Source organism: Comamonas sp. B-9 (assembly GCF_000410635.1).
Lineage (GTDB): Bacteria > Pseudomonadota > Gammaproteobacteria > Burkholderiales > Burkholderiaceae_C > Comamonas.
In genome coordinates, this window is the sequence record NZ_KE148546.1 from 34,465 (window position 1) to 52,739 (window position 18,275).

Sequence of the window (18,275 nt, forward strand, 5' to 3'; positions counted from 1 at the left end):
TTCGATGCAGACGCCACCCCCAGAACACCCCATCCGCAACCCGCCCTGGCACCCCTGCGGCGCGCGCCATGTCGCCGTCTATGGCACCTTGCGTGCCAGCGGCGTCAACGACATTGCCCGGCTGCAGCCTGGCATCAGCTGCCTGGGCCGCAGCTTGCTGACCGGCACCTTGTTTGACCTGGGCTGGTACCCGGGCCTGCAATTGCAGGGCAGCGGCCTGGTGCTCGCCGAGGTCTACCCCTTGAACGATGCGCTGGAGCAGGCCATGGACCGCATCGAAGGCATCTGGCCCCAGGATGTGGGCGAGTACACCAAGCGCGTGCTGACGCTGGATGTGAAGCTGGTCGGCGGTGGCCAGCAGCCGCTGGAGGCACTCGTGTACGAGGCCCTGCCCCCGGCCTTGCAAGGCCGCACGCAGATCAGCGCGCAGGACTGGCTGGCCTGGATTGCAGAGCAGGGACGCGATCACCCCGATACGGCTTTTAGCCTCAATACGCCCCAGCGCTGATGCCATCGGTACGGCAACTCAGCCCAGCAGCAGGCCCTGCTTTTCGATAAAAGCCACCACCTCATCGAGGCCATCGAGCGTCTTCAGGTTGGTCATCACAAAGGGCTTGGTGCCTTTGGGCGAGCTGCGCATGCGCTCGGTGTCGCTGCGCATCACCTCCAGGTTGGCACCCACATAGGGGGCCAGATCGGTCTTGTTGATCACAAACAGATCGCTCTTGGTGATACCGGGGCCGCCCTTGCGCGGAATCTTCTCGCCAGCCGCCACATCGATCACATAGATGGTCAGGTCCGACAGCTCGGGGCTGAAGGTGGCAGCCAGGTTGTCGCCGCCCGATTCGATAAACACGATATCGGCATCGGGAAACTGGCCCAGCATGCGGTCGATCGCTTCGAGGTTGATGGAGGCATCTTCGCGGATCGCCGTGTGCGGGCAGCCGCCCGTCTCCACGCCCATGATGCGCTCGGCCGGCAGCGCGCCGCTGACGGTCAGCAGGCGCTGGTCTTCCTTGGTGTAGATGTCGTTGGTGATGGCGATCAGGTCCCATTTGTCGCGCATGGCCTTGCACAGCATCTCCAAGATGGTGGTCTTGCCCGAGCCCACGGGCCCGCCGATACCGACGCGCAACGGAGGCAGTTTTTTGCTGCGGTGGGGAATGTGGTGCAGTGCAGTGCTCATGATCGAAAAAGCCGTGAATATTGGTGTTCATGCCGGGCCGAGAGAATGGCCAGCATCGGAGAAAAAGCCTGGCGCTCGTCATCGCCCAGCGCCAGCGCATGCTCGGCCGCGCCCGGTATCGCTTCTGCCAGCCGCGCCAAAATGCGCTGGCCGGCACTCTGGCCCAGCGGCACCGATTTGATCGCTGCCTGCACCATGTTCTCAGCCCAGCCAAAGGCATAGGCGAGCAGCGCATCACGCGCGCCTGCGCCTGCCAGGTGCGCGGCCAGCGCAAAGGCCAGCGGATAACTCGCATCCTCGGCCGCCAGCCAGTTCACCAGGACCAAGGCCTGGGCATCATCGGCATAGCGGTTCTGCAACCAGGCCACCAGCGAGCGTCCCATCTGCTCGGTCTGCAGGCGCAGCTCGCTGCTCTCGCGCGTCTGCAGCACCCAGGCGTTGAGGGCCACCAGGCGCGCGCGCTCATCGCTGTGCCAGGCCTGCATGGCCTGGGCCAGCACTGCCATATCGCCTCGGGCCTGGGAGAGCTGCAGCTGCTGGTCAATCCAGTCTGCCGCCTGCGCCTCGTTGCCCACCAGCGCGGCATTCACGCCCGCCTCCAGCCCCTCCGAATAGGAGAAGCCGCCGATCGGCAAGGCCGGCGAGGCCAGCCACATCAGCTGCAAAAAGCTGGCGGGCGACAGGCTGAGGGGTTGCATGCTCATGGCGTCAAGGTTGGTGCAGGCTCATCCGTGGGAATGCGGATGTGCGTGGTCATGCCCATGGTCATGGCTGTGGTCATGGCTGTGGTCATGGCTGTGCCCATGCCCATGGTGGCTGTGGCCATCGTTGGTGACATGGCCGCCATAGGCGCCGCCTTCCGGCTCAAAGGGCAGCTCCGCCTCGACCACGGTCATATGCATGCTGCGCAGCATGTCGGCCAGCACATGGTCGGGCTCGATCTTGAGGTGGTCGGGCTGCAGCTCGATGGGCACATGGCGGTTGCCCAGGTGGTAAGCGGCGCGCATCAGGTCAAAGGCCGAGCCATGCTGAGCGCAGGCACTGATATGCAGCACTTTCTGCGGCGCGGCCCGCACGAGAATCACCGAGCCATCTTCGGCGACCAGCACATCGCCACCGCGCACGGCCTGGCCGCGTGGCAGAAAAATCGCCAGCGCCCGGCCGCTGCTGTCGGTGGCCGAGAAGCGCGACTTCTGGCGCACATCCCAGTCCAGCTCGACGAAGCTCGCGCGCTTGCGCAAGGCAGGTGCCAGGCCCTGGCCAGCGGGCAGGCATTTGGAGACTTGCAGCATCGCCCCGTCCGTCATGGCAGCTCCAGGCGCATAAAGCAGCTGTTCGGATCGGGCTGGTAGCTGCCAAACGGTGCGCAGTCCACAAAGCCATTGCGCGCGTAAAAACGGCGCGCCGGTGCAAAAAAGGCCTCGGTGCCCGTCTCCAGGCTGATGCGCCTGGCCCCCATCGCGCGGGCCTGGGCCAGCACATGGTCCAGCACCTGCTGGGCAGCACCTGAGCCGCGTTGCGCCGCTTCCACCCGCATCGATTTGAGCTCCAGGTGGCCCGCATCCAGGATCTTGAGCGCGCAGGTGGCGACCAGGGCCTTGGGCTCTTGCGCGGCGGTCCAGCCGGTCCACAGCTGCAGCCCAGGCGCGCGCAGCTGCGCGGGGTCGAGCGCATGCACGCTCTCGGGCGGCGAGATGCGGCGCATATCGCTCAGGTGCGCTTCCAAAAAGGCCAGCACGCGCGCATCGGTCACGGGGTCCAGCTCGAAAATCAATGGGCTTGCCATGGGTGCTTACCGGTTCAAAACAGAAAATAACGCTGGGCCATCGGCAGGCTGCTCGCTGGCTCGCAGGTCAGCAGCTGGCCGTCGGCGCGCACCGCATAGGTCTGGGCATCCACCTCCATGTGCGGCGCCAGGTCGTTGTGCACCATGTGCTGCTTTTGCAGGCCGCGTATGCCTTTGACGGCCGACAAGGTCTTGGCCAGGCCCAAGCGCTGGCCGATGCCGGCAGCCAGGCCCGCTTGCGAGACAAAGGTCAGCGAGGTCTTGGCGATCGCGCCGCCAAAGGCACCAAACATCGGGCGGTAGTGCACCGGCTGGGGCGTCGGGATCGAGGCATTGGGGTCCCCCATGGCCGCCATCGCGATAAAGCCGCCCTTGAGAATGCAGCTGGGCTTGACGCCAAAAAAGGCCGGCTTCCAGATGACGATATCGGCCCACTTGCCCACTTCCAGGCTGCCCACCTCATGGCTGATGCCATGGGCGATGGCCGGGTTGATCGTGTACTTGGCGATATAGCGCTTGATGCGGAAGTTGTCATGCCGCTCGCTGTCACCCGGCAGGGGGCCGCGCTGCAGCTTCATCTTGTGCGCCGTCTGCCAGGTGCGCAGGATCACCTCACCCACCCGGCCCATGGCCTGGCTGTCGGAGCTGAACATGCTGATGGCGCCGATGTCGTGCAGGATGTCTTCGGCCGCAATGGTTTCCTTGCGGATGCGGCTTTCGGCAAAGGCCAGGTCCTCGGCAATGCCGGCATCGAGGTGGTGGCAGACCATCAGCATGTCCACATGCTCGTCGAGCGTGTTGATCGTGTAGGGCCGCGTCGGGTTGGTGGAGCTGGGCAGCACATTGCTCTCGCCTACCACCTTCAAAATATCGGGCGCATGGCCGCCGCCCGCGCCTTCGGTGTGGAAGGTATGGATGGTGCGGCCTTTGAACGCGGCCACCGTGTCTTCGACAAAGCCGCTTTCGTTCAACGTATCGGTATGGATCGCCACCTGGGTGTCGGTGAGCTCGGCCACGTCCAGGCAGTTGTCGATGGCCGCTGGCGTGCTGCCCCAGTCCTCGTGCAGCTTGAGGCCAATCGCGCCGGCATCGATCTGCTCATGCAGGGCCAGCGCCAAGCTCGCATTGCCCTTGCCCAGAAAACCCAGGTTCATCGGGAAGGCGTCAGCCGCCTGCAGCATGCGCTCCATGTTCCAGGCGCCGGGCGTGCAGGTCGTCGCAAAGGTGCCGGTGGCCGGGCCGGTGCCGCCGCCAATCATCGTCGTCACGCCGCTGGTCAGCGCCTCTTCGATCTGCTGGGGCGCGATGAAGTGGATGTGCGTGTCGATGCCGCCAGCGGTGACGACCATGCCTTCGCAGCTGATGATCTCGGTGCCCGGGCCGATGATGATGTCCACCCCCGGCTGCGTGTCCGGGTTGCCCGCCTTGCCAATCGCGGCAATGCGGCCCGCTTTGAGGCCGATGTCCGCCTTGACGATGCCCCAGTGGTCGATGATCAGCGCATTGGTCAGCACCGTGTCCATCGCGCCCTGCGCACTGCTGCGCTGGCTTTGCGCCATGCCATCACGGATGGTCTTGCCACCGCCAAACTTCACCTCTTCGCCATAGCCGCCCGCGCGCAGGGTGAAGTCCTGCTCCACCTGCACGACCAGTTCGGTATCGGCCAGGCGCAGGCGGTCACCCACCGTGGGCCCATAGGTTTCTGCGTATGCGCGTCTGTCCATTGTTGCCATCAGAACCATCCTGTCTTAGAACGCTGGCACAGCATACCGGGCCTCATTCCAGCGCCCCTTGCACCAGGCCGCGAAAGCCGTAGATCTGCCGGTCGCCGCCCAGGTCCACCAGCTCCACCGTACGCTGCTGGCCCGGCTCAAAGCGCACCGCCATGCCGCTGGCAATATGCAGGCGCATGCCATGGGCCGCCTGGCGGTCAAAGACCAGGCCGGCATTGGTCTCGGCAAAGTGGTAGTGCGAGCCGACCTGGATAGGCCGGTCGCTGGCGTTGTGCACCACCAGCGTGGCGGTGCGGCGCCCGGGGTTCAGCGTGTGTTCGCCGTCGTCCAGCAGCAGTTCACCTGGGATCATGTTGCGGCTCCTCGTCAGGCCAGGCGCGTCAGCATGGCTGCGCCCAAGACTGCGGTGGCGCCGCCTGCCAGCTGGGCCAGCCAACGGTGGCGCTGCATCAGGGCCTTGCCCAGCACCATGCCACCGACATGCAGCAAGGCCGAGCCCAGCGCCATGCCCGCCAGGGCCCCTGCCGATGCCAGCGCAGAATCGGCCGCCAGCTCAAAGCCGTGGGCCGCGCCATGGAAAAACGCAAACACCCCGGCGAGCGCAGCGGCCAGCACCCAGGGCATCTGCTTTTGCACCGCCACCAGCAGGCCTAGCACCAGCACCGATGCGGCAATCATCGGCTCCACGCCGGGCACCCACAGACCGGCAAAACCTGCCAGCGCCCCCGCCACCAGCAGGGCCACAAAGGCGGCCGGTGCGCGCCAGGCAGGCGTCACCGTCAGCGCACTCCAGGCGCCCACGGCCAGCATCGCCGCCATATGGTCCGCGCCGGTAAACGGGTGGGCAAAGGCATGTCCGAAGCTGCTCAAAAAGCCATGGTGGCCGCCGCCGTCGCTGCCTACATGGGCGAGTGCGGACAGCGGCAAGGCGGCAGCGGCAGCGGCAGCCGCCACGGTGGCAGAGAGTTTCTTGAAGTTCATGGTGCTAGGCTTGCGCAAGGGAAAAGATGGGGATTCAGACAATGGGCTCATGCACGGTGACGAGCTTGGTGCCATCGGGAAAGGTCGCCTCGATCTGGATATCGGCAATCATCTCGGGGATGCCCTCCATCACATCGGCGCGCTTGAGCACCGTGCGGCCAGCGCTCATCAGCTGGGCAACCGTTTTGCCATCGCGCGCGCCCTCCATCACAAAGGCGCTGATCAGCGCCACCGCCTCGGGGTAGTTCAGCTTGAGCCCCCGGGCCAGGCGCCGCTCGGCCAGCAAGGCGGCGGTAAAGATCAGCAGCTTGTCTTTTTCGCGAGGTGTCAGTTCCATACCTAGTGCAAAGCAAGGCACATGCCAAGGGGCTGCAGCGGCAGGGCATGCACGCTTTCCGTGCTGCATCCTCTGATCCTTGCACCACAAGCATGCAGACCTGCCGTGCATGCACCAATTCAGCACAGCCAGCACCCCAGGGCGGTGCAGTTCCTGGCACGTGGCTTGCAAAACCCCAGCCATGTCTTGTGCACCCTACTCACCTCCGATCCCGGCCCTTGGGCCCTGCTGGCCAGCGGGCATTCAGCACCAGCCGCAGCCATGAGCTGGCATGCCCAACTAGACCTGCGCTACGGCCAGCAAGCCGGCAAGACCTCGGTGCAGTTCAGCCACGATGGCCCGCTGCGCATTCTCAAAAGCCTCTACCCCGAAGGCCCAGGCATTTGCCACAACGTGCTGGTGCACCCGCCCGGCGGCCTGGTGGGGGGCGATGTGCTGGATATCTCGGTCGAGGTGGCGGCAGGGGCCCATGCCCTCATCACCACGCCGGGCGCGACGCGCTTTTACAAAAGCAATGGCCAGCCGGCCTTGCAGCGCACCCGCCTTAAGCTGCAGGCCGGCGCCCGGCTGGAATGGCTGCCGCTGGAGGCCATTGCCTACAATGCCTGCGACGCGGCCAATGAGCTGCAGATGGCGCTGGCACCGGGAGCCGGGCTGCTGACCTGGGACATCACCGCGCTGGGCCTGCCGCTGGCCGGTCAGCCCTTTACCCAGGGCGTGTTTTCACAGCACATCGCCTGGCCGGGGCATTTTCTGGAACGGGGCCGCATCCGGGCCGATGATGAGTTGCTGCTCAACGGCCAGCTGGGCCTGGCGGGCCAGCGCTGCATGGGCAGCCTGCTCTATGCCAGCGGCTCGCCGATCACCCGCGCGCAACGCGAAGCGCTGCTGGAGAGCACCCAACTGTTGCTGGAAGCCGCGCCTGCAGAGGTGATCGCGGGCGTGACTGCACCGAACGAGCATATGCTGGTGCTGCGTGGTCTGGCGCCCGTGGTGGAGCCCGCTATGCAGCTGTGGAAGACGGTCTGGGGCCATTGGCGCAGCAGCCTCTGGGGCTTGCCGGCGCAGCGGCCGCGTATCTGGTCGATGTGAGTGCAGCGCTTGCCCTGCGCTGTTAAGCGTGTAAGCGCTTAAGCGCCGTCGATCAGCTGCTCAATGTCCTTGGCCAGGGTATCGACTGGCGTGCCATAGCGGCTGTACAGACGCAGGCGGCCTTCCGGGTCGAAGATGTAGTCGCCCGCGGTATGGTCCATCGTGTAGCTGCCCGGGGTCTGGCCCTCGACCCGCTTGTAGTAAACCTTGAAGTCCTTGGCCATCTTGGCCGTTTCCTCGTCGCTGCCGCGCAGCGCCAGAAAGCTGGGGTCAAAGTTGGCCAGGTAGGCCTGCAGAATCTCGGGCGTGTCGCGGGCAGGATCGACCGAGGCAAAGATCACCTGCAGCTTGTCACCCTTGGCGCCGAGCTTTTGCTTGACGGCGGCCAGGTCACCCAAGGTGGTCGGGCAGACATCGGGGCACTGGGTAAAGCCAAAGAACACCAGCACGACCTTGCCCTTGAAATCCGCCATGCTGCGGCGCTGGCCATGCTGGTCGGGCATGGAGAAATCCTGCCCATACTCCTTGCTGCCGGTCAGGTCGATGGCGTTGAAATCGGCCTTGGATTTGCAGGCGGTGAGGACACCGGCGGCCGAGGCCAGCATGGCCGAGCCCGCCAGCCAGCGAAGGGCATTGCGCTTGTTCATTGCAGATTTACCAGCTCACATAGTGGTCCACCAACAGCGCCACAAACAGCAGGCTGAGGTAGACCAGCGAAAAACGGAAAGTCTTGCGCGCCAGCGCATCGGAGTAATTGCGCCACAGCGCAAAGGCATAGCCAAAGAACCCGGCACCCAGCACGACTGCGGCCACCAGGTAGATCCAGGAGCTCATCTGGATGATGAAGGGCAGCAGGCCGGCGGCAAACAAGACCACGGTGTAGAGCAAGACCTGCACGCGGGTGTAATAGTTCCCATGGGTGACCGGCAGCATCGGCAGGCCGGACTTGCGGTAGTCCTCGACCCGGTACAGCGCCAGCGCCCAAAAGTGCGGCGGCGTCCACAGGAAGATGATCAAAAACAGCAACAGCGCCTGGGGCGAGACATCGCCGGTCATCGCGGCCCAGCCCAGCACGGGGGGCATCGCGCCCGATGCGCCACCGATCACGATGTTCTGCGGCGTCAGCGGCTTGAGGATCACCGTGTAGATGACGGCATAACCGACAAAGGTGGCAAAGGTCAGCCACATGGTGATGGCATTGATCCAGACGATCAGAATGGCCGAGCCGGCGATGCACAGCCCGGCAGAAAACATCAGGGTCTGCAGGTTGGACAGCTCGCCGCGCGCAGTGGGGCGCCAGGCGGTGCGCTTCATGCGCGCATCGATGCTTTGCTCGACCAGGCAGTTGAAGGCCGCTGCGGCTCCCGCCACCAGCCAGATGCCCGCACAGGCGACGGCCATGCGCAGCAGCTCGGCGCCGGTGGGCACACCCGGCACGGCCAGCACCATGCCGATCAGTGCGCAAAACACAATCAGCTGCACCACCTTGGGTTTGGTCAATGCATAGAACTGCGCAAAGCGGTTCGGCATTGGCGTTGCGGCAAGTTCGGTCATCGGGGCACTCAGTCTTTGTTCCATACAGCGTCATCAACTCGCAGCACTGCGGGCAGGTTCAGGGCCCGCAGTACACCAGATCCAGGTCAGCACCACCATGATGGCGGCAGCGCCCCCGGTGTGCAAAACGGCCGCCAGCATCGGCCAGTCCAGCACCACATTCGACAGTCCCGTGGCAAATTGCAGCAGCGTCAGGCCCACCAGCCAGCGGCGCTGCTGCCTGAGCAGCGGCACCGTGCGCAGCGCCCAGCCCAGCCACAGCAAGGCGGCAATCACCAGGTAGGCAAACAGCCGGTGCATGTAGTGGATGGCCACCAGCGCCTCATAGCTGATATGCGCACCGTCGGCCAGAAAGCCCAGCGGGCGCCAGATCTGGAACCCGTCAAAGTTCATCGCCGGCCACCAGGCACCATTGCACATGGGAAAGCTGGTGCAGGCCAGCACCGCATAGTTGGTACTGACCCAGCCACCCAAGGTCACCTGCGCAAACACCAGCAGCGCCGTGACCGCCACTAGGCCGCGCAACAGGCGCGGCACTGGGACTAACCCTAGATTATCGGCAAATTGCGTGTGGCGCGTTGCCTGCACGGTTAATAGCATCAAGAGCACGGTGCCGCCCAGCAGGTGCAAGGTGACGATCGCCGGGAACAGCTTCATCGTCACCGTGAGCGCGCCAAAGGCCCCCTGGATCAGCACCCAGACCAGGGTGGCGGTCGGCCACCAGGGGCTGATCGGCTGCGGACCCCGGCGTTTGCGCTGCAGCCAGGCACTGGCCGTCAGCACAATGATCAGGCCGCCCACGGCGGTGGCCAGGTAGCGGTGGATCATCTCCACCCAGGCCTTGCCATGGGTCACCGGGCCGGTCGGCATGGCCTCTTGCGCGGCAGAGATTTCAGCATGCGCGCCAATCGGGCTGGCATTGCCGTAGCAGCCCGGCCAGTCCGGGCAGCCCAGGCCCGAATCGGTCAGGCGCGTAAACGCGCCAAACATCACCAGGTCAAAGGACAGGAACAGGGTCAGTACCGCCAGCACCTGCAGGCGCTTGAGCGGCGTGGCACCACGGTGGCGCCACCAAATCCAGACGATGGGGCCCAGCGCAATGATGGCCCCGGTCAGCAACACACGCGCCAGCGGCGCGAAATCATATAAATCCTGCGATGTCATGCTAGCTATCCACTACCGCCCTTCCTTGTCCCAACTCGACGACGCACGCAGCAGCCGCTCCAGATCCTTGCGCGCCTTGGCCGCATCGGAGCGGCTGAGCTGGGCAGGAAAACGCATCATCCAGTGGCCCAGCGGGTCCACCACGTACAAATGTTCGCCCAGCTGCTGGCCGGCTGCCGGCTGCAGCCACTGGGCCACCAGCGCCTGGGGCACCCGCAGCACGGTGGCCTGGTCCAGTGCCGTGCGCAAGGCTGGCGGCGGCTCGCCGTCGTCGGTCACCAGCCAGACCCAGTCCAGCCGGTCCTTCTCGCGGCCCAGGCTCTCGCGCAGCTGGCGCTGCAGGTAGAGGTTGTTCTGGCAGACCTCGTCGCAGGCCGCGCCCGAAGCACTCAGCAGCAGCCACTGGCCCTTGAGGCTTTGCAGCTCAAACGGCTGGCCGTCCAGGGTCTTGACCTTTGCGGCCGGAATCGTCGGCTGCTGGCCCACCAGCTCGCCAAAATTGCGCCGCCCCTCGGGCCGGATCACGTAGTAGGTGAAGTAGGACGCGATCACCGGCGCCGCACAGACCAGCAGCACCAGCAGCATCTTGAGGCGGCCACTGCGCGAGCGCTCGGCTTCCTCCAGCGCCGCTTCAGCCTGCTCGGCAGGCGGCAGGCCATGCACGGTCAGGCCCAGCAGCGCCTCATCAGCGGGCGGCGGCGCCTGGGTGGCTGCGGCGTCGAAGGACACGTCGGACAATTTGGAACCAGACATAGAGGATCGCAATCAGGCTACACAGACCAAACCATTGAAATGCATAACCATAATGCTTTTCCACGCCGCTGCCTACTACGGGCCAGTCGCGCAGCAGGCCCTCGCTGGCCGGCCCGGTCTGCACCACGGTGACTGCAGCCAAGGGCAGGCCGGTCTCCTGCGCGTAAGCATCGGTATCGAGATTCTGCCGGATTCGGGAAACCCCTGGGTGCGCGGCGGACGTCTGCAGCTCCAAAAGGCGCGCCGGCTGGCCCGCCACCCGGCCCTGCACTTGCACGCTACCGCCAGGCGTTTGCACCTGCGGCAGCGCCAGGCGGTCTTCAAAATTGCGCGGCGCCCAGCCCCGCTGCACCAGCACGGTCTGCGGCTGGCCTGGCGCTACCGGGCCGGCCAGGCGCAGTGGTGTCAGCACATAAAAACCCGGGCGCGCCTGCATCTGGCGGTTGTCCAGGTAGACCGTGTACTGTGGCAGCCATTCGCCACGCAGCACCACCTGGCGGTGCTGCAGGCTGGCACGCTCGGCCTCAGCCAGGGGCTGCAGCAAGCTCGCCCCGTCCAGCGCCGGCAGGGCTGCACGCGCATCGAGCTGCGCCTGGTAGGCCAGCTTCTCATCGGCGCGGCGCAGCTGCCAGAACCCCAGCGAGGCGGTCAGCAGCATCGAGGCTGCTGCCGCAACGGTGATCAGCACAAAACGCAGCTGGGCTCGGCGCTCCGTAGGGGTCTTGGCGATGGAGGAGGAAGCAGAAGGCGCAGGCATAGACTGTTTATACCCGGTGCAGAGCGCGGCAGCCAGCAGCGCGCTGGCCAAGATACTGCGGGGAGAGGCTATTGGGGTGCAGGCCGATAGCGCCCCGTCTGGCGCTGCCGCACAATGGGTTTGCTGCGCCGGGCGCCAGAGCGCCGTTCGAAGCGACTCGCAGCGCACGCCAAGAACACCGAGACCACCCTGAGGACAGCACCATGCACCTGCTCATCGCACTCGCCTTTGTCGTGATACTGGCCTGCCTGGCAGCGGCCGGGCTTTTCATGCTGCGCGGCAACCAGTCGGGCACCGGCAGCAAGCGCATGGCCTGGGCGCTGACCTTGCGCATTGCGCTGTCGGTGCTGGTGTTTGCCGGCATTCTGCTGGCCTGGAAGCTGGGCTACCTGCAGCCCCATGGCATACCGCTGGGGGCTTGAGGCCCTCAGCAGCACCCCCACCCCAACTACATCCAGTACACGAGGATATAGAGGCCCAGCCAGACCACATCGACAAAGTGCCAGTACCAGGCGGCGCCCTCAAAGCCAAAGTGCTTCTTGGCGGTGAAATGGCCTTTTTGCAGCCGCAAGGTGATGACCAGCAGCATCAGCATGCCGATAAACACATGCAAGCCGTGGAAGCCCGTCAGCATGTAGAAGGTGGAGCCGTAGGTGCCGGAGTTGAGCTTGAGGTTCAGCTCAGTGTAGAGGTGGAAGTACTCATAGCCCTGCACGCAGAGGAAGACGATGCCCAGCACCACGGTCATCCACATGAAGCGGATGCACTTGCTGCGCTGGTCGGCCTGCAAGGCATGGTGGGCGATGGTCAAGGTAACGCCCGAGGTCAGCAGCAGCGCGGTATTGATGGTGGGCAGCCAGAAAGGGCCCACGGTCTGGAACGGCTCGACGATGCCCGCAGGCGAGGCAGTCGCGCCCATTTCCACGCTGGGCCACACGGCCTTGAAATCGGGCCAGAGAATGGCATTGTCCAGGCTGCCCAGCGCCGGCAGCGAATGGGCCCGTGCCCACCACAGCGCAGTAAAGAAGGCGCCGAAGAACATCACCTCCGAGAAGATGAACCAGCTCATGCTCCAGCGGTAGGACAGGTCGATGCGGTGGCTGTAGAGGCCCTGCTCGCTTTCGCGGATCGCATCGCCAAACCACTGGTACAGCACAAACAGCCACCAGGCAATGCCGACAAAGAGCAGGTACATGCCCCAGGTGTGGCCATTGACCCAGTTGCCGGCGCCGGCAATGACAAAGCCCAGGCCAATGGCCGCCATCACCGGGTGGCGGGACTCGGCCGGAACATAGTAGTACGGTGTGGTGCCATGGGAAGTCGCACTCATCGCTGCTCCTGGTATTTCGTTTATTGATCCATTCTTCCGCGATGCCAATACTGGCATCAAACCAACCATTGCACCAGGGCCATCAACCCCAGCACAAACAGGAAGATCGCCACCAAACCCACGGCAATCACCTGCAGTGGCGTGATCTGCACGCCATCCTCTTGCCATTCCGACCCCTTGCGCACCCCCAAAAAAGACCAAGCCACAGCCTTGACCGTGCGCCAGAGATTGCCCTTGCGCGGCGGTTGCGGGCCGGGCGCGCTGGCCATCAGGATGCCCCTGCCTGCACCCCGGCGCCCTGCACCGCAGGCGCCAGCACCGCCGTCGACGCAGGTGCCGCCGGGATGCGGCCACCGACCTCAAAGAAGGTGTAGGACAAGGTGATCGTCGTCACATCCTTGGACAGCTTGGGGTCGATCACAAAGGCCACTGGCCATTCCTTGCGCTCACCGGGCTCCAGGGTGTACTGGTTGAAGCAAAAGCATTCGAGCTTGTTGAAATAGGGCGCGGCCTGCTTGGGCGCATAGCTGGGAATCGCCTGGGCCGACATGCGGTGGTCCTGCTCGTTGCGGAACTCGTACATCACCGTGCTCAGCGCGCCGGGGTGTACCTGCATCGTGCGCACCGCCGGTTTGAAGCTCCAGGGCCCACGCGCATTCGCGTCGAACTCGACGATGATGGTGCGGCTTTCGTCGACCTGGCTGTTGAGCTTGACGTTCTTGCCGGCCGTGCCGTTGCCCGGCACATCGCGCTCGGTCAGCGCCAGGATGTTGATGCCCGTGACCTCGCAGATGCGCTTGTACAGCGGGATCAGCGCGTAGCCAAAGGCAAACATGCCAAAGGCAACAACGGCCAGCTTGCCCACCATCTTCGCGTTGTCTGCATGTCTGCTCACCTGCTGCTCCCTGTGCTGCTAGAGCACCGTCATTTTTACGAGAAATCCGATGAAGAAGGCCAGCGCGATCGACGCCAGAATCCATGCCAGTCGCCGGTTGGCCTTGCGCTGCGCGGGGGTGATCATCCAATCACCTTGGTTGCAGTAGCGTCCAGCTTGGGCGGGGTCTCAAAGGTATGGAAAGGCGCGGGCGATGGCACCTCCCACTCCAGACCTTCGGCACCTTCCCAGGGCTTTTGCGGCGCCTTCTCGCCACGGTGGCGCATGCCAGGCCAGACCACAAAGGCAAAGAAGTAGACCTGCATCAGACCAAAGCCGAAGGCACCGATCGAGGCAATCATGTTGAAGTCGGCAAACTGCATCGGGTAGTCGGCATAGCGGCGCGGCATGCCGGCCAGGCCCAGAAAGTGCATCGGGAAGAAGGTGATGTTGAAGAAGATCAGCGAGCCCCAGAAATGGATGCGGCCGCGCGACTCGGCATACATCACGCCCGTCCACTTGGGCGCCCAGTAGTAGTAGCCGGCAAACATCGAGAACAGAGAGCCTGCCACCAGCACATAGTGGAAGTGCGCCACCACGTAGTAGGTGTCCTGCAGCTGGATATCGATGGGCGCCATCGACAGGATCAGGCCCGTGAAGCCGCCCATCGTGAACACGAAAATAAAGCCCACCGAGAACAGCATCGGCGTCTCGAAGGTCATCGAGCCGCGCCACATCGTCGCCACCCAATTAAAGATCTTCACTGCCGTCGGCACCGAGATCAGCATGGTTGCGTACATGAAGAACAGCTGGCCGGTCACCGGCATGCCGGTGGTGAACATGTGGTGCGCCCAGACAATGAAGGACAGGATCGCAATCGCCGCCACCGCATAGACCATCGAGGCATAGCCAAACAGCTTCTTGCGGCTGAAGGCCGGCACGATCTGGCTGATGATGCCAAAGGCCGGCAAGATCATGATGTAGACCTCGGGGTGGCCGAAGAACCAGAAGATATGCTGGTACATCACCGGATCACCACCGCCAGCGGGGTTGAAGAAGCTGGTGCCAAAGTGGCGGTCGGTCAGGGTCATTGTGATCGCGCCCGCCAGCACCGGCATCACGGCGATCAGCAGGTAGGCGGTGATCAGCCAGGTCCAGGCAAACATCGGCATCTTCATCAAGGTCATGCCCGGCGCGCGCATGTTCAGGATGGTGACGATGATGTTGATCGAGCCCATGATGGAAGAGGCACCCATCACATGCATCGCAAAGATGCTGGTGTCCATCGACGGACCCATTTGCAGGGTCAATGGTGCGTACAAGGTCCAGCCGGCAGCCGGTGCACCGCCAGGCATGAAGAACGAGCCCACCAGCATCAGGCCGGCCGGGATCATCAGCCAGAAGCTGAAGTTGTTCATGCGCGCAAAGGCCATGTCGCTGGCGCCAATCTGCAGCGGCAGCATCCAGTTCGCAAAGCCGACAAAGGCCGGCATGATCGCGCCAAACACCATGATCAGCCCGTGCATCGTCGTCAGCTGGTTGAACAGCTCGGGGTTGACCAGCTGCAGCCCGGGCTGGAACAGCTCGGCACGGATCAGCAGCGCCAGCACGCCGCCCACCATCAGCATGGTGAACGAGAACAGCAGGTAGAGCGTGCCGATGTCCTTGTGGTTGGTGGCAAACACCCAGCGCCGCCAGCCCGTGGGCGCACCATGGTGGTGGTCGTCATGGGCATGGTCGGCCTGGCCGTGGTCGCTATGGCTGGGGTCTGTGGGGAGAACAGCGCTCATAAATCTTGACTCCGATGGCTCTTCTAGGGCTTGCACGCCTTAGGGTGCAGCAACAATATCGACACGGCGCGCCTGGCTGTCAGCGCCCTCACCTGCGGTAATGGTCTGCGGCTTGCGCATCTCGATACGCGCCTCTGCCACGCCTTGGGCTACCAGCAGCTCGGCCACGGCCTGGGCGCGCTTCTTGGCCAGCTCGGCATTCTGGTCGGCATTGCCGGTGCCATCGACAAACCCGGACAACGCCACCTTGCTGCTTTGGCCGGCCAGCGTGGCGGCGGCTTTTTTCACCGCCTCCTGGGCCTGGCCGTCCAGCTCGCTCTTGCCGCTGGCAAACAGCACCTGGGAGATCGGTGCTTCTGCAGTTGCTGCAGCAGCAGGTGCGGCGGCGGCAGGACTTGCAGGGGTGGCTGCCGCAGCGGCGCCGGCATCAGAAGCCGCAGCTGCCGCTGCTGGGGCAGCAGCCGGCGCAGCCGCTGCCGAACCTCCACCTTCCGGGAATTTGCCGGTACGTGCCGCGACAAACTGGGCCGGCTGCACCATGGTGCCGGTCTTGTTGCTCCAGTGGTTCTTGGTAAAGGTGACGACCGCTGCCAGGTCGGTATCGCTCAGCTGCTTCCAGGACGGCATGGCGCCATTGGCGCGGCCCTCGAGCACCGTGTGCATCATGTCGGCCGTGGGGCCCAGTACCACCGGGCTGCCATCGAGCGCCTTGATGGGGCCAGCCCCCTTGCCGTTGGCCTGGTGGCAGGCGGCACAGTTGGCGGCATAGACCTTCTCGCCCCGGGCCACCAGTGCGGCCAGCTCCCAGACCTTGTTGGGGTCATCGGCCTGCGCGGCGAGCAACTTCTTTTGCTCGGCCACCCATGCGGAGTAATCGCTGGCCGACAGCACCTTCACATGGATGGGCATGTAGGCATGCTCCTTGCCGCAGAGCTCGGCGCACTGGCCGTAGTAGTCGCCGGTTTTCTCGGCGCGGAACCAGGTGTCGCGCACAAAACCGGGGATCGCATCCTGCTTGATACCAAAGGCCGGCACCATGAAGGAGTGGATCACATCGGCGGCGGTGGTGATGATGCGCACCTTCTTGTCGACGGGCACAACCAAGGGCTTGTCGACGCGCAGCAGGTAGTCATTGGGCGCCTTGGAGACATCACCGCTGTTGGACATCGCGCGCTGGCCGCTATCCAGCGTAGAGATAAAGTTCAGGCCCTCGCCTTCGCCGGTCAGATAGTCGTAGCCCCATTTCCACTGGTAGCCGGTCACCTTCACGGTCAGGTCGGCATTGGTGGTGTCCTTTTGCGCGACCAGCACCTTGGTCGCCGGCAAGGCCATCAGGATCACGATGATGAAGGGCAGCACCGTCCAGGTGACCTCGACCGTGACCGATTCATGGAAGGTGGCGGGCACCGCCCCCTTGGATTTGCGGTGCTTCCAGATGGAATAGAACATCACCGCGAACACACCGACAAAGATGATGGTGCAGATCCAGAGCATCATCCAGTGCAGCGTGTGCTGCTCCTGGGCAATTCGGGTGACGGGAGGCGCCAGGTTCATCTGCCCAACGGCCGGGCCGCCGGGAAGACTTTGCACCGCATGTGCTGCAGAGGTGAGGCCAGATGCCACCAGCAGCAGCCAAGAAGCCAGCTTATGAGAATCACTTTTCATAGTTGTCACTTACTTCTCATCTTCTCATCGTTATGTAGGGCAGGCTGGCGTGTCGGTGGGGAAGACATCCAGCCGCGTGGTGCAGACACCGCCGGGTGCATCTCCGCTTGCACCCATGCCACTTGGTCATTACAGCGAGCATGGCCGCAACCGCGCAAGATTGCAACCCATGCAATCCCGGGATCATAGGAGATTGACAACAGCGACTGTCCAACACTGGACAGTCGCTGAATATGTTAGGTCGTTTGCCGAGCCACCCAACCGCCTGCGCATAAGGCGTAAGGGGCGGCCCCAGCCATCAGGCGCCGCCAGGGCGCCCCTGGCGCAGCATCTGCTGCATATCCTGCACGCTGATGCTGCTCTCGCCCTGCACCTTCATGCGTGGCGTGGGCTTGAAGGCATGGCCGTAGATGATCTCGAACGAGACCACCAGGCGCCCCTGCTCCTGGGCATCGGCCAGCTTGGCGGTCAGCAAGGCATCGAGCTCGTTGCGCCACTGGCGGCCACGCAGGCCGCCAAAGCGGGCCGGGTGCAGGTTGCGGCCCAGCTCGCGCAGCTCGGCACGCAATTGCGCGGCGCCTGAGTACGACAAGCTGATGCGCTCCATGTCCATCACCGGCTCGGCAAAGCCGGCCTGCACCAGCATGTCACCCCAGTCGTGCATGTCGGTGAACTCATGACTGGCAGCGGGCCAGCCCTGGCCGGCATAGGCCGCACGCAGCTCTTTGAGCGTATCGGGCCCGAAACAGGAAAACATCACAAAACCGTTGACCGCCAGGCTCTGGTGCCAGGTCTGCAGCAGCTGCTGGGGGTTGGGATGCTGGTGCAGCGCCATATTGGCCCAGAGCATCTGCACACTTGCGGGCGCAGGCAGGCCCCAGTGCAGCTTGGCCTGGCGCCAGCGGCTCAGCGCCCACCAGGGCTTGTCCAGCTGGCTGCGCAGCAGCGCGGCATGGGCCGGGCGGCTTTCCACGATATGGATATCGGCCGCCGGGTAGCGCCCGGCCCCCTGCCGGTGCGCCTCCAGGCCGCCGTATACGGGCTCCCAGCTGCACCAGGCCTCTGGTTTTTGCACGATCCACTGCAGCCGGTCTTGCATGCGACGGCCCACCTCTTCGTGCAGCCAGGGGCTGTGCGCAGGCGCGCGCCGCTGCCAGGCATGGGCGGCGTTGGGGTCGATCGACGGAGGTGCGGTAAATTCAGCCATGGGGGAACACCTGAGCTTTGGCGCGCAGATTATTGATTGGTATTAAAGCGATGACAGCAGCCACAC

The 18,275-nt window shown here is 64.3% G+C and carries 23 protein-coding genes; 3 read left to right on the top strand and 20 right to left on the bottom strand.

Annotation, left to right across the window (positions count from 1 at the left end; all coding sequences use genetic code 11):
- The first annotated feature begins 4 nt into the window (after nucleotides 1–4).
- The gene (locus tag H928_RS0109390; protein WP_021026262.1) at nucleotides 5–508 is read left to right on the top strand and encodes a gamma-glutamylcyclotransferase family protein; all 504 of its coding nucleotides are present in this window, start codon (nucleotides 5–7) and stop codon (nucleotides 506–508) included.
- An 18-nt stretch (nucleotides 509–526) separates the two neighbouring features.
- Here the strand turns inward: H928_RS0109390 and ureG are convergent, their stop codons facing one another.
- Genes ureG through H928_RS0109430 form a run of 8 tightly spaced genes read right to left on the bottom strand, consistent with a single transcriptional unit; the run spans nucleotide 527 to nucleotide 6,023 of the window.
- Nucleotides 527–1,186 (bottom strand): urease accessory protein UreG, encoded by a 660-nt coding sequence (gene ureG, locus H928_RS0109395; RefSeq protein ID WP_021026263.1) that lies wholly within the window; start codon nucleotides 1,184–1,186, stop codon nucleotides 527–529.
- Nucleotides 1,183–1,890, bottom strand: a complete 708-nt coding sequence (locus tag H928_RS0109400) for an urease accessory protein UreF (protein ID WP_021026264.1) — start codon at nucleotides 1,888–1,890, stop codon at nucleotides 1,183–1,185. The genes ureG and H928_RS0109400 overlap by 4 nt, the downstream gene beginning before the upstream one ends.
- A gap of 21 nt (nucleotides 1,891–1,911) precedes the next feature.
- Nucleotides 1,912–2,478: an urease accessory protein UreE gene (gene ureE / locus H928_RS0109405; protein WP_021026265.1), complete on the bottom strand. Its 567-nt coding sequence runs from the start codon at nucleotides 2,476–2,478 to the stop codon at nucleotides 1,912–1,914.
- An 11-nt stretch (nucleotides 2,479–2,489) separates the two neighbouring features.
- A complete protein-coding gene (locus H928_RS0109410; RefSeq protein ID WP_027010758.1) occupies nucleotides 2,490–2,972 on the bottom strand; it encodes a GNAT family N-acetyltransferase in 483 nt (160 codons plus the stop codon).
- A 14-nt stretch (nucleotides 2,973–2,986) separates the two neighbouring features.
- Complete coding sequence (ureC, locus tag H928_RS0109415) at nucleotides 2,987–4,705, bottom strand: urease subunit alpha (RefSeq protein ID WP_027010759.1); 1,719 nt, start codon at nucleotides 4,703–4,705, stop codon at nucleotides 2,987–2,989.
- 43 nt (nucleotides 4,706–4,748) lie between these two features.
- Entirely contained in the window at nucleotides 4,749–5,057 is a 309-nt protein-coding gene (locus H928_RS0109420) for an urease subunit beta (RefSeq protein WP_021026268.1), read from the bottom strand.
- 14 nt (nucleotides 5,058–5,071) lie between these two features.
- Nucleotides 5,072–5,686 (bottom strand): HupE/UreJ family protein, encoded by a 615-nt coding sequence (locus tag H928_RS0109425; protein ID WP_021026269.1) that lies wholly within the window; start codon nucleotides 5,684–5,686, stop codon nucleotides 5,072–5,074.
- 34 nt (nucleotides 5,687–5,720) lie between these two features.
- On the bottom strand, nucleotides 5,721–6,023 hold the full coding sequence (locus H928_RS0109430) for an urease subunit gamma (protein WP_021026270.1): 303 nt from the start codon (nucleotides 6,021–6,023) through the stop codon (nucleotides 5,721–5,723).
- Between the two features lie 261 nt (nucleotides 6,024–6,284).
- Here H928_RS0109430 and H928_RS0109435 point away from each other — a divergent pair, with 261 nt between their 5' ends.
- Entirely contained in the window at nucleotides 6,285–7,115 is an 831-nt protein-coding gene (locus H928_RS0109435) for an urease accessory protein UreD (RefSeq protein ID WP_021026271.1), read from the top strand.
- A 38-nt stretch (nucleotides 7,116–7,153) separates the two neighbouring features.
- Here the strand turns inward: H928_RS0109435 and H928_RS0109440 are convergent, their stop codons facing one another.
- The 5 genes from H928_RS0109440 to H928_RS0109460 are packed head-to-tail and all read right to left on the bottom strand — an operon-like array spanning nucleotide 7,154 to nucleotide 11,343.
- Nucleotides 7,154–7,762 (bottom strand): SCO family protein, encoded by a 609-nt coding sequence (locus tag H928_RS0109440; protein WP_021026272.1) that lies wholly within the window; start codon nucleotides 7,760–7,762, stop codon nucleotides 7,154–7,156.
- Between the two features lie 7 nt (nucleotides 7,763–7,769).
- Nucleotides 7,770–8,669 carry a heme o synthase gene (cyoE, locus tag H928_RS0109445; protein ID WP_027010760.1) on the bottom strand — a complete coding sequence of 300 codons (900 nt, stop codon included), beginning with the start codon at nucleotides 8,667–8,669 and terminating at the stop codon, nucleotides 7,770–7,772.
- Nucleotides 8,670–8,702: 33 nt separating this feature from the next.
- Nucleotides 8,703–9,833 carry a heme A synthase gene (locus tag H928_RS26925; protein ID WP_052329889.1) on the bottom strand — a complete coding sequence of 377 codons (1,131 nt, stop codon included), beginning with the start codon at nucleotides 9,831–9,833 and terminating at the stop codon, nucleotides 8,703–8,705.
- Between the two features lie 12 nt (nucleotides 9,834–9,845).
- Nucleotides 9,846–10,586: a hypothetical protein gene (locus H928_RS0109455; protein WP_027010761.1), complete on the bottom strand. Its 741-nt coding sequence runs from the start codon at nucleotides 10,584–10,586 to the stop codon at nucleotides 9,846–9,848.
- A complete protein-coding gene (locus tag H928_RS0109460; RefSeq protein ID WP_021026274.1) occupies nucleotides 10,519–11,343 on the bottom strand; it encodes an SURF1 family protein in 825 nt (274 codons plus the stop codon). The genes H928_RS0109455 and H928_RS0109460 overlap by 68 nt, the downstream gene beginning before the upstream one ends.
- 203 nt (nucleotides 11,344–11,546) lie before the next feature.
- Between H928_RS0109460 and H928_RS0109465 the strand changes: the two genes are divergently transcribed.
- A complete protein-coding gene (locus tag H928_RS0109465; RefSeq protein ID WP_021026275.1) occupies nucleotides 11,547–11,765 on the top strand; it encodes a DUF2909 domain-containing protein in 219 nt (72 codons plus the stop codon).
- Nucleotides 11,766–11,791: 26 nt separating this feature from the next.
- Here the strand turns inward: H928_RS0109465 and H928_RS0109470 are convergent, their stop codons facing one another.
- The 7 genes from H928_RS0109470 to H928_RS0109500 form a co-directional block, all read right to left on the bottom strand.
- Complete coding sequence (locus H928_RS0109470) at nucleotides 11,792–12,673, bottom strand: cytochrome c oxidase subunit 3 (RefSeq protein ID WP_027010763.1); 882 nt, start codon at nucleotides 12,671–12,673, stop codon at nucleotides 11,792–11,794.
- A gap of 56 nt (nucleotides 12,674–12,729) precedes the next feature.
- On the bottom strand, nucleotides 12,730–12,942 hold the full coding sequence (locus H928_RS0109475) for a DUF2970 domain-containing protein (protein WP_021026277.1): 213 nt from the start codon (nucleotides 12,940–12,942) through the stop codon (nucleotides 12,730–12,732).
- A complete protein-coding gene (locus H928_RS0109480; protein WP_027010764.1) occupies nucleotides 12,942–13,568 on the bottom strand; it encodes a cytochrome c oxidase assembly protein in 627 nt (208 codons plus the stop codon). The genes H928_RS0109475 and H928_RS0109480 overlap by 1 nt, the downstream gene beginning before the upstream one ends.
- Nucleotides 13,569–13,586: 18 nt before the next feature.
- Complete coding sequence (locus tag H928_RS33160; RefSeq protein WP_021026279.1) at nucleotides 13,587–13,694, bottom strand: cytochrome oxidase small assembly protein; 108 nt, start codon at nucleotides 13,692–13,694, stop codon at nucleotides 13,587–13,589.
- Nucleotides 13,691–15,337: a cytochrome c oxidase subunit I gene (gene ctaD / locus H928_RS0109490; RefSeq protein ID WP_021026280.1), complete on the bottom strand. Its 1,647-nt coding sequence runs from the start codon at nucleotides 15,335–15,337 to the stop codon at nucleotides 13,691–13,693. The genes H928_RS33160 and ctaD overlap by 4 nt, the downstream gene beginning before the upstream one ends.
- 39 nt (nucleotides 15,338–15,376) lie before the next feature.
- Nucleotides 15,377–17,002, bottom strand: coding sequence for a cytochrome c oxidase subunit II (gene coxB, locus H928_RS0109495; RefSeq protein WP_021026281.1), 1,626 nt, complete (start codon nucleotides 17,000–17,002; stop codon nucleotides 15,377–15,379).
- Between the two features lie 298 nt (nucleotides 17,003–17,300).
- Nucleotides 17,301–18,209 carry a hypothetical protein gene (locus H928_RS0109500; RefSeq protein WP_021026282.1) on the bottom strand — a complete coding sequence of 303 codons (909 nt, stop codon included), beginning with the start codon at nucleotides 18,207–18,209 and terminating at the stop codon, nucleotides 17,301–17,303.
- Nucleotides 18,210–18,275: the final 66 nt, after the last annotated feature.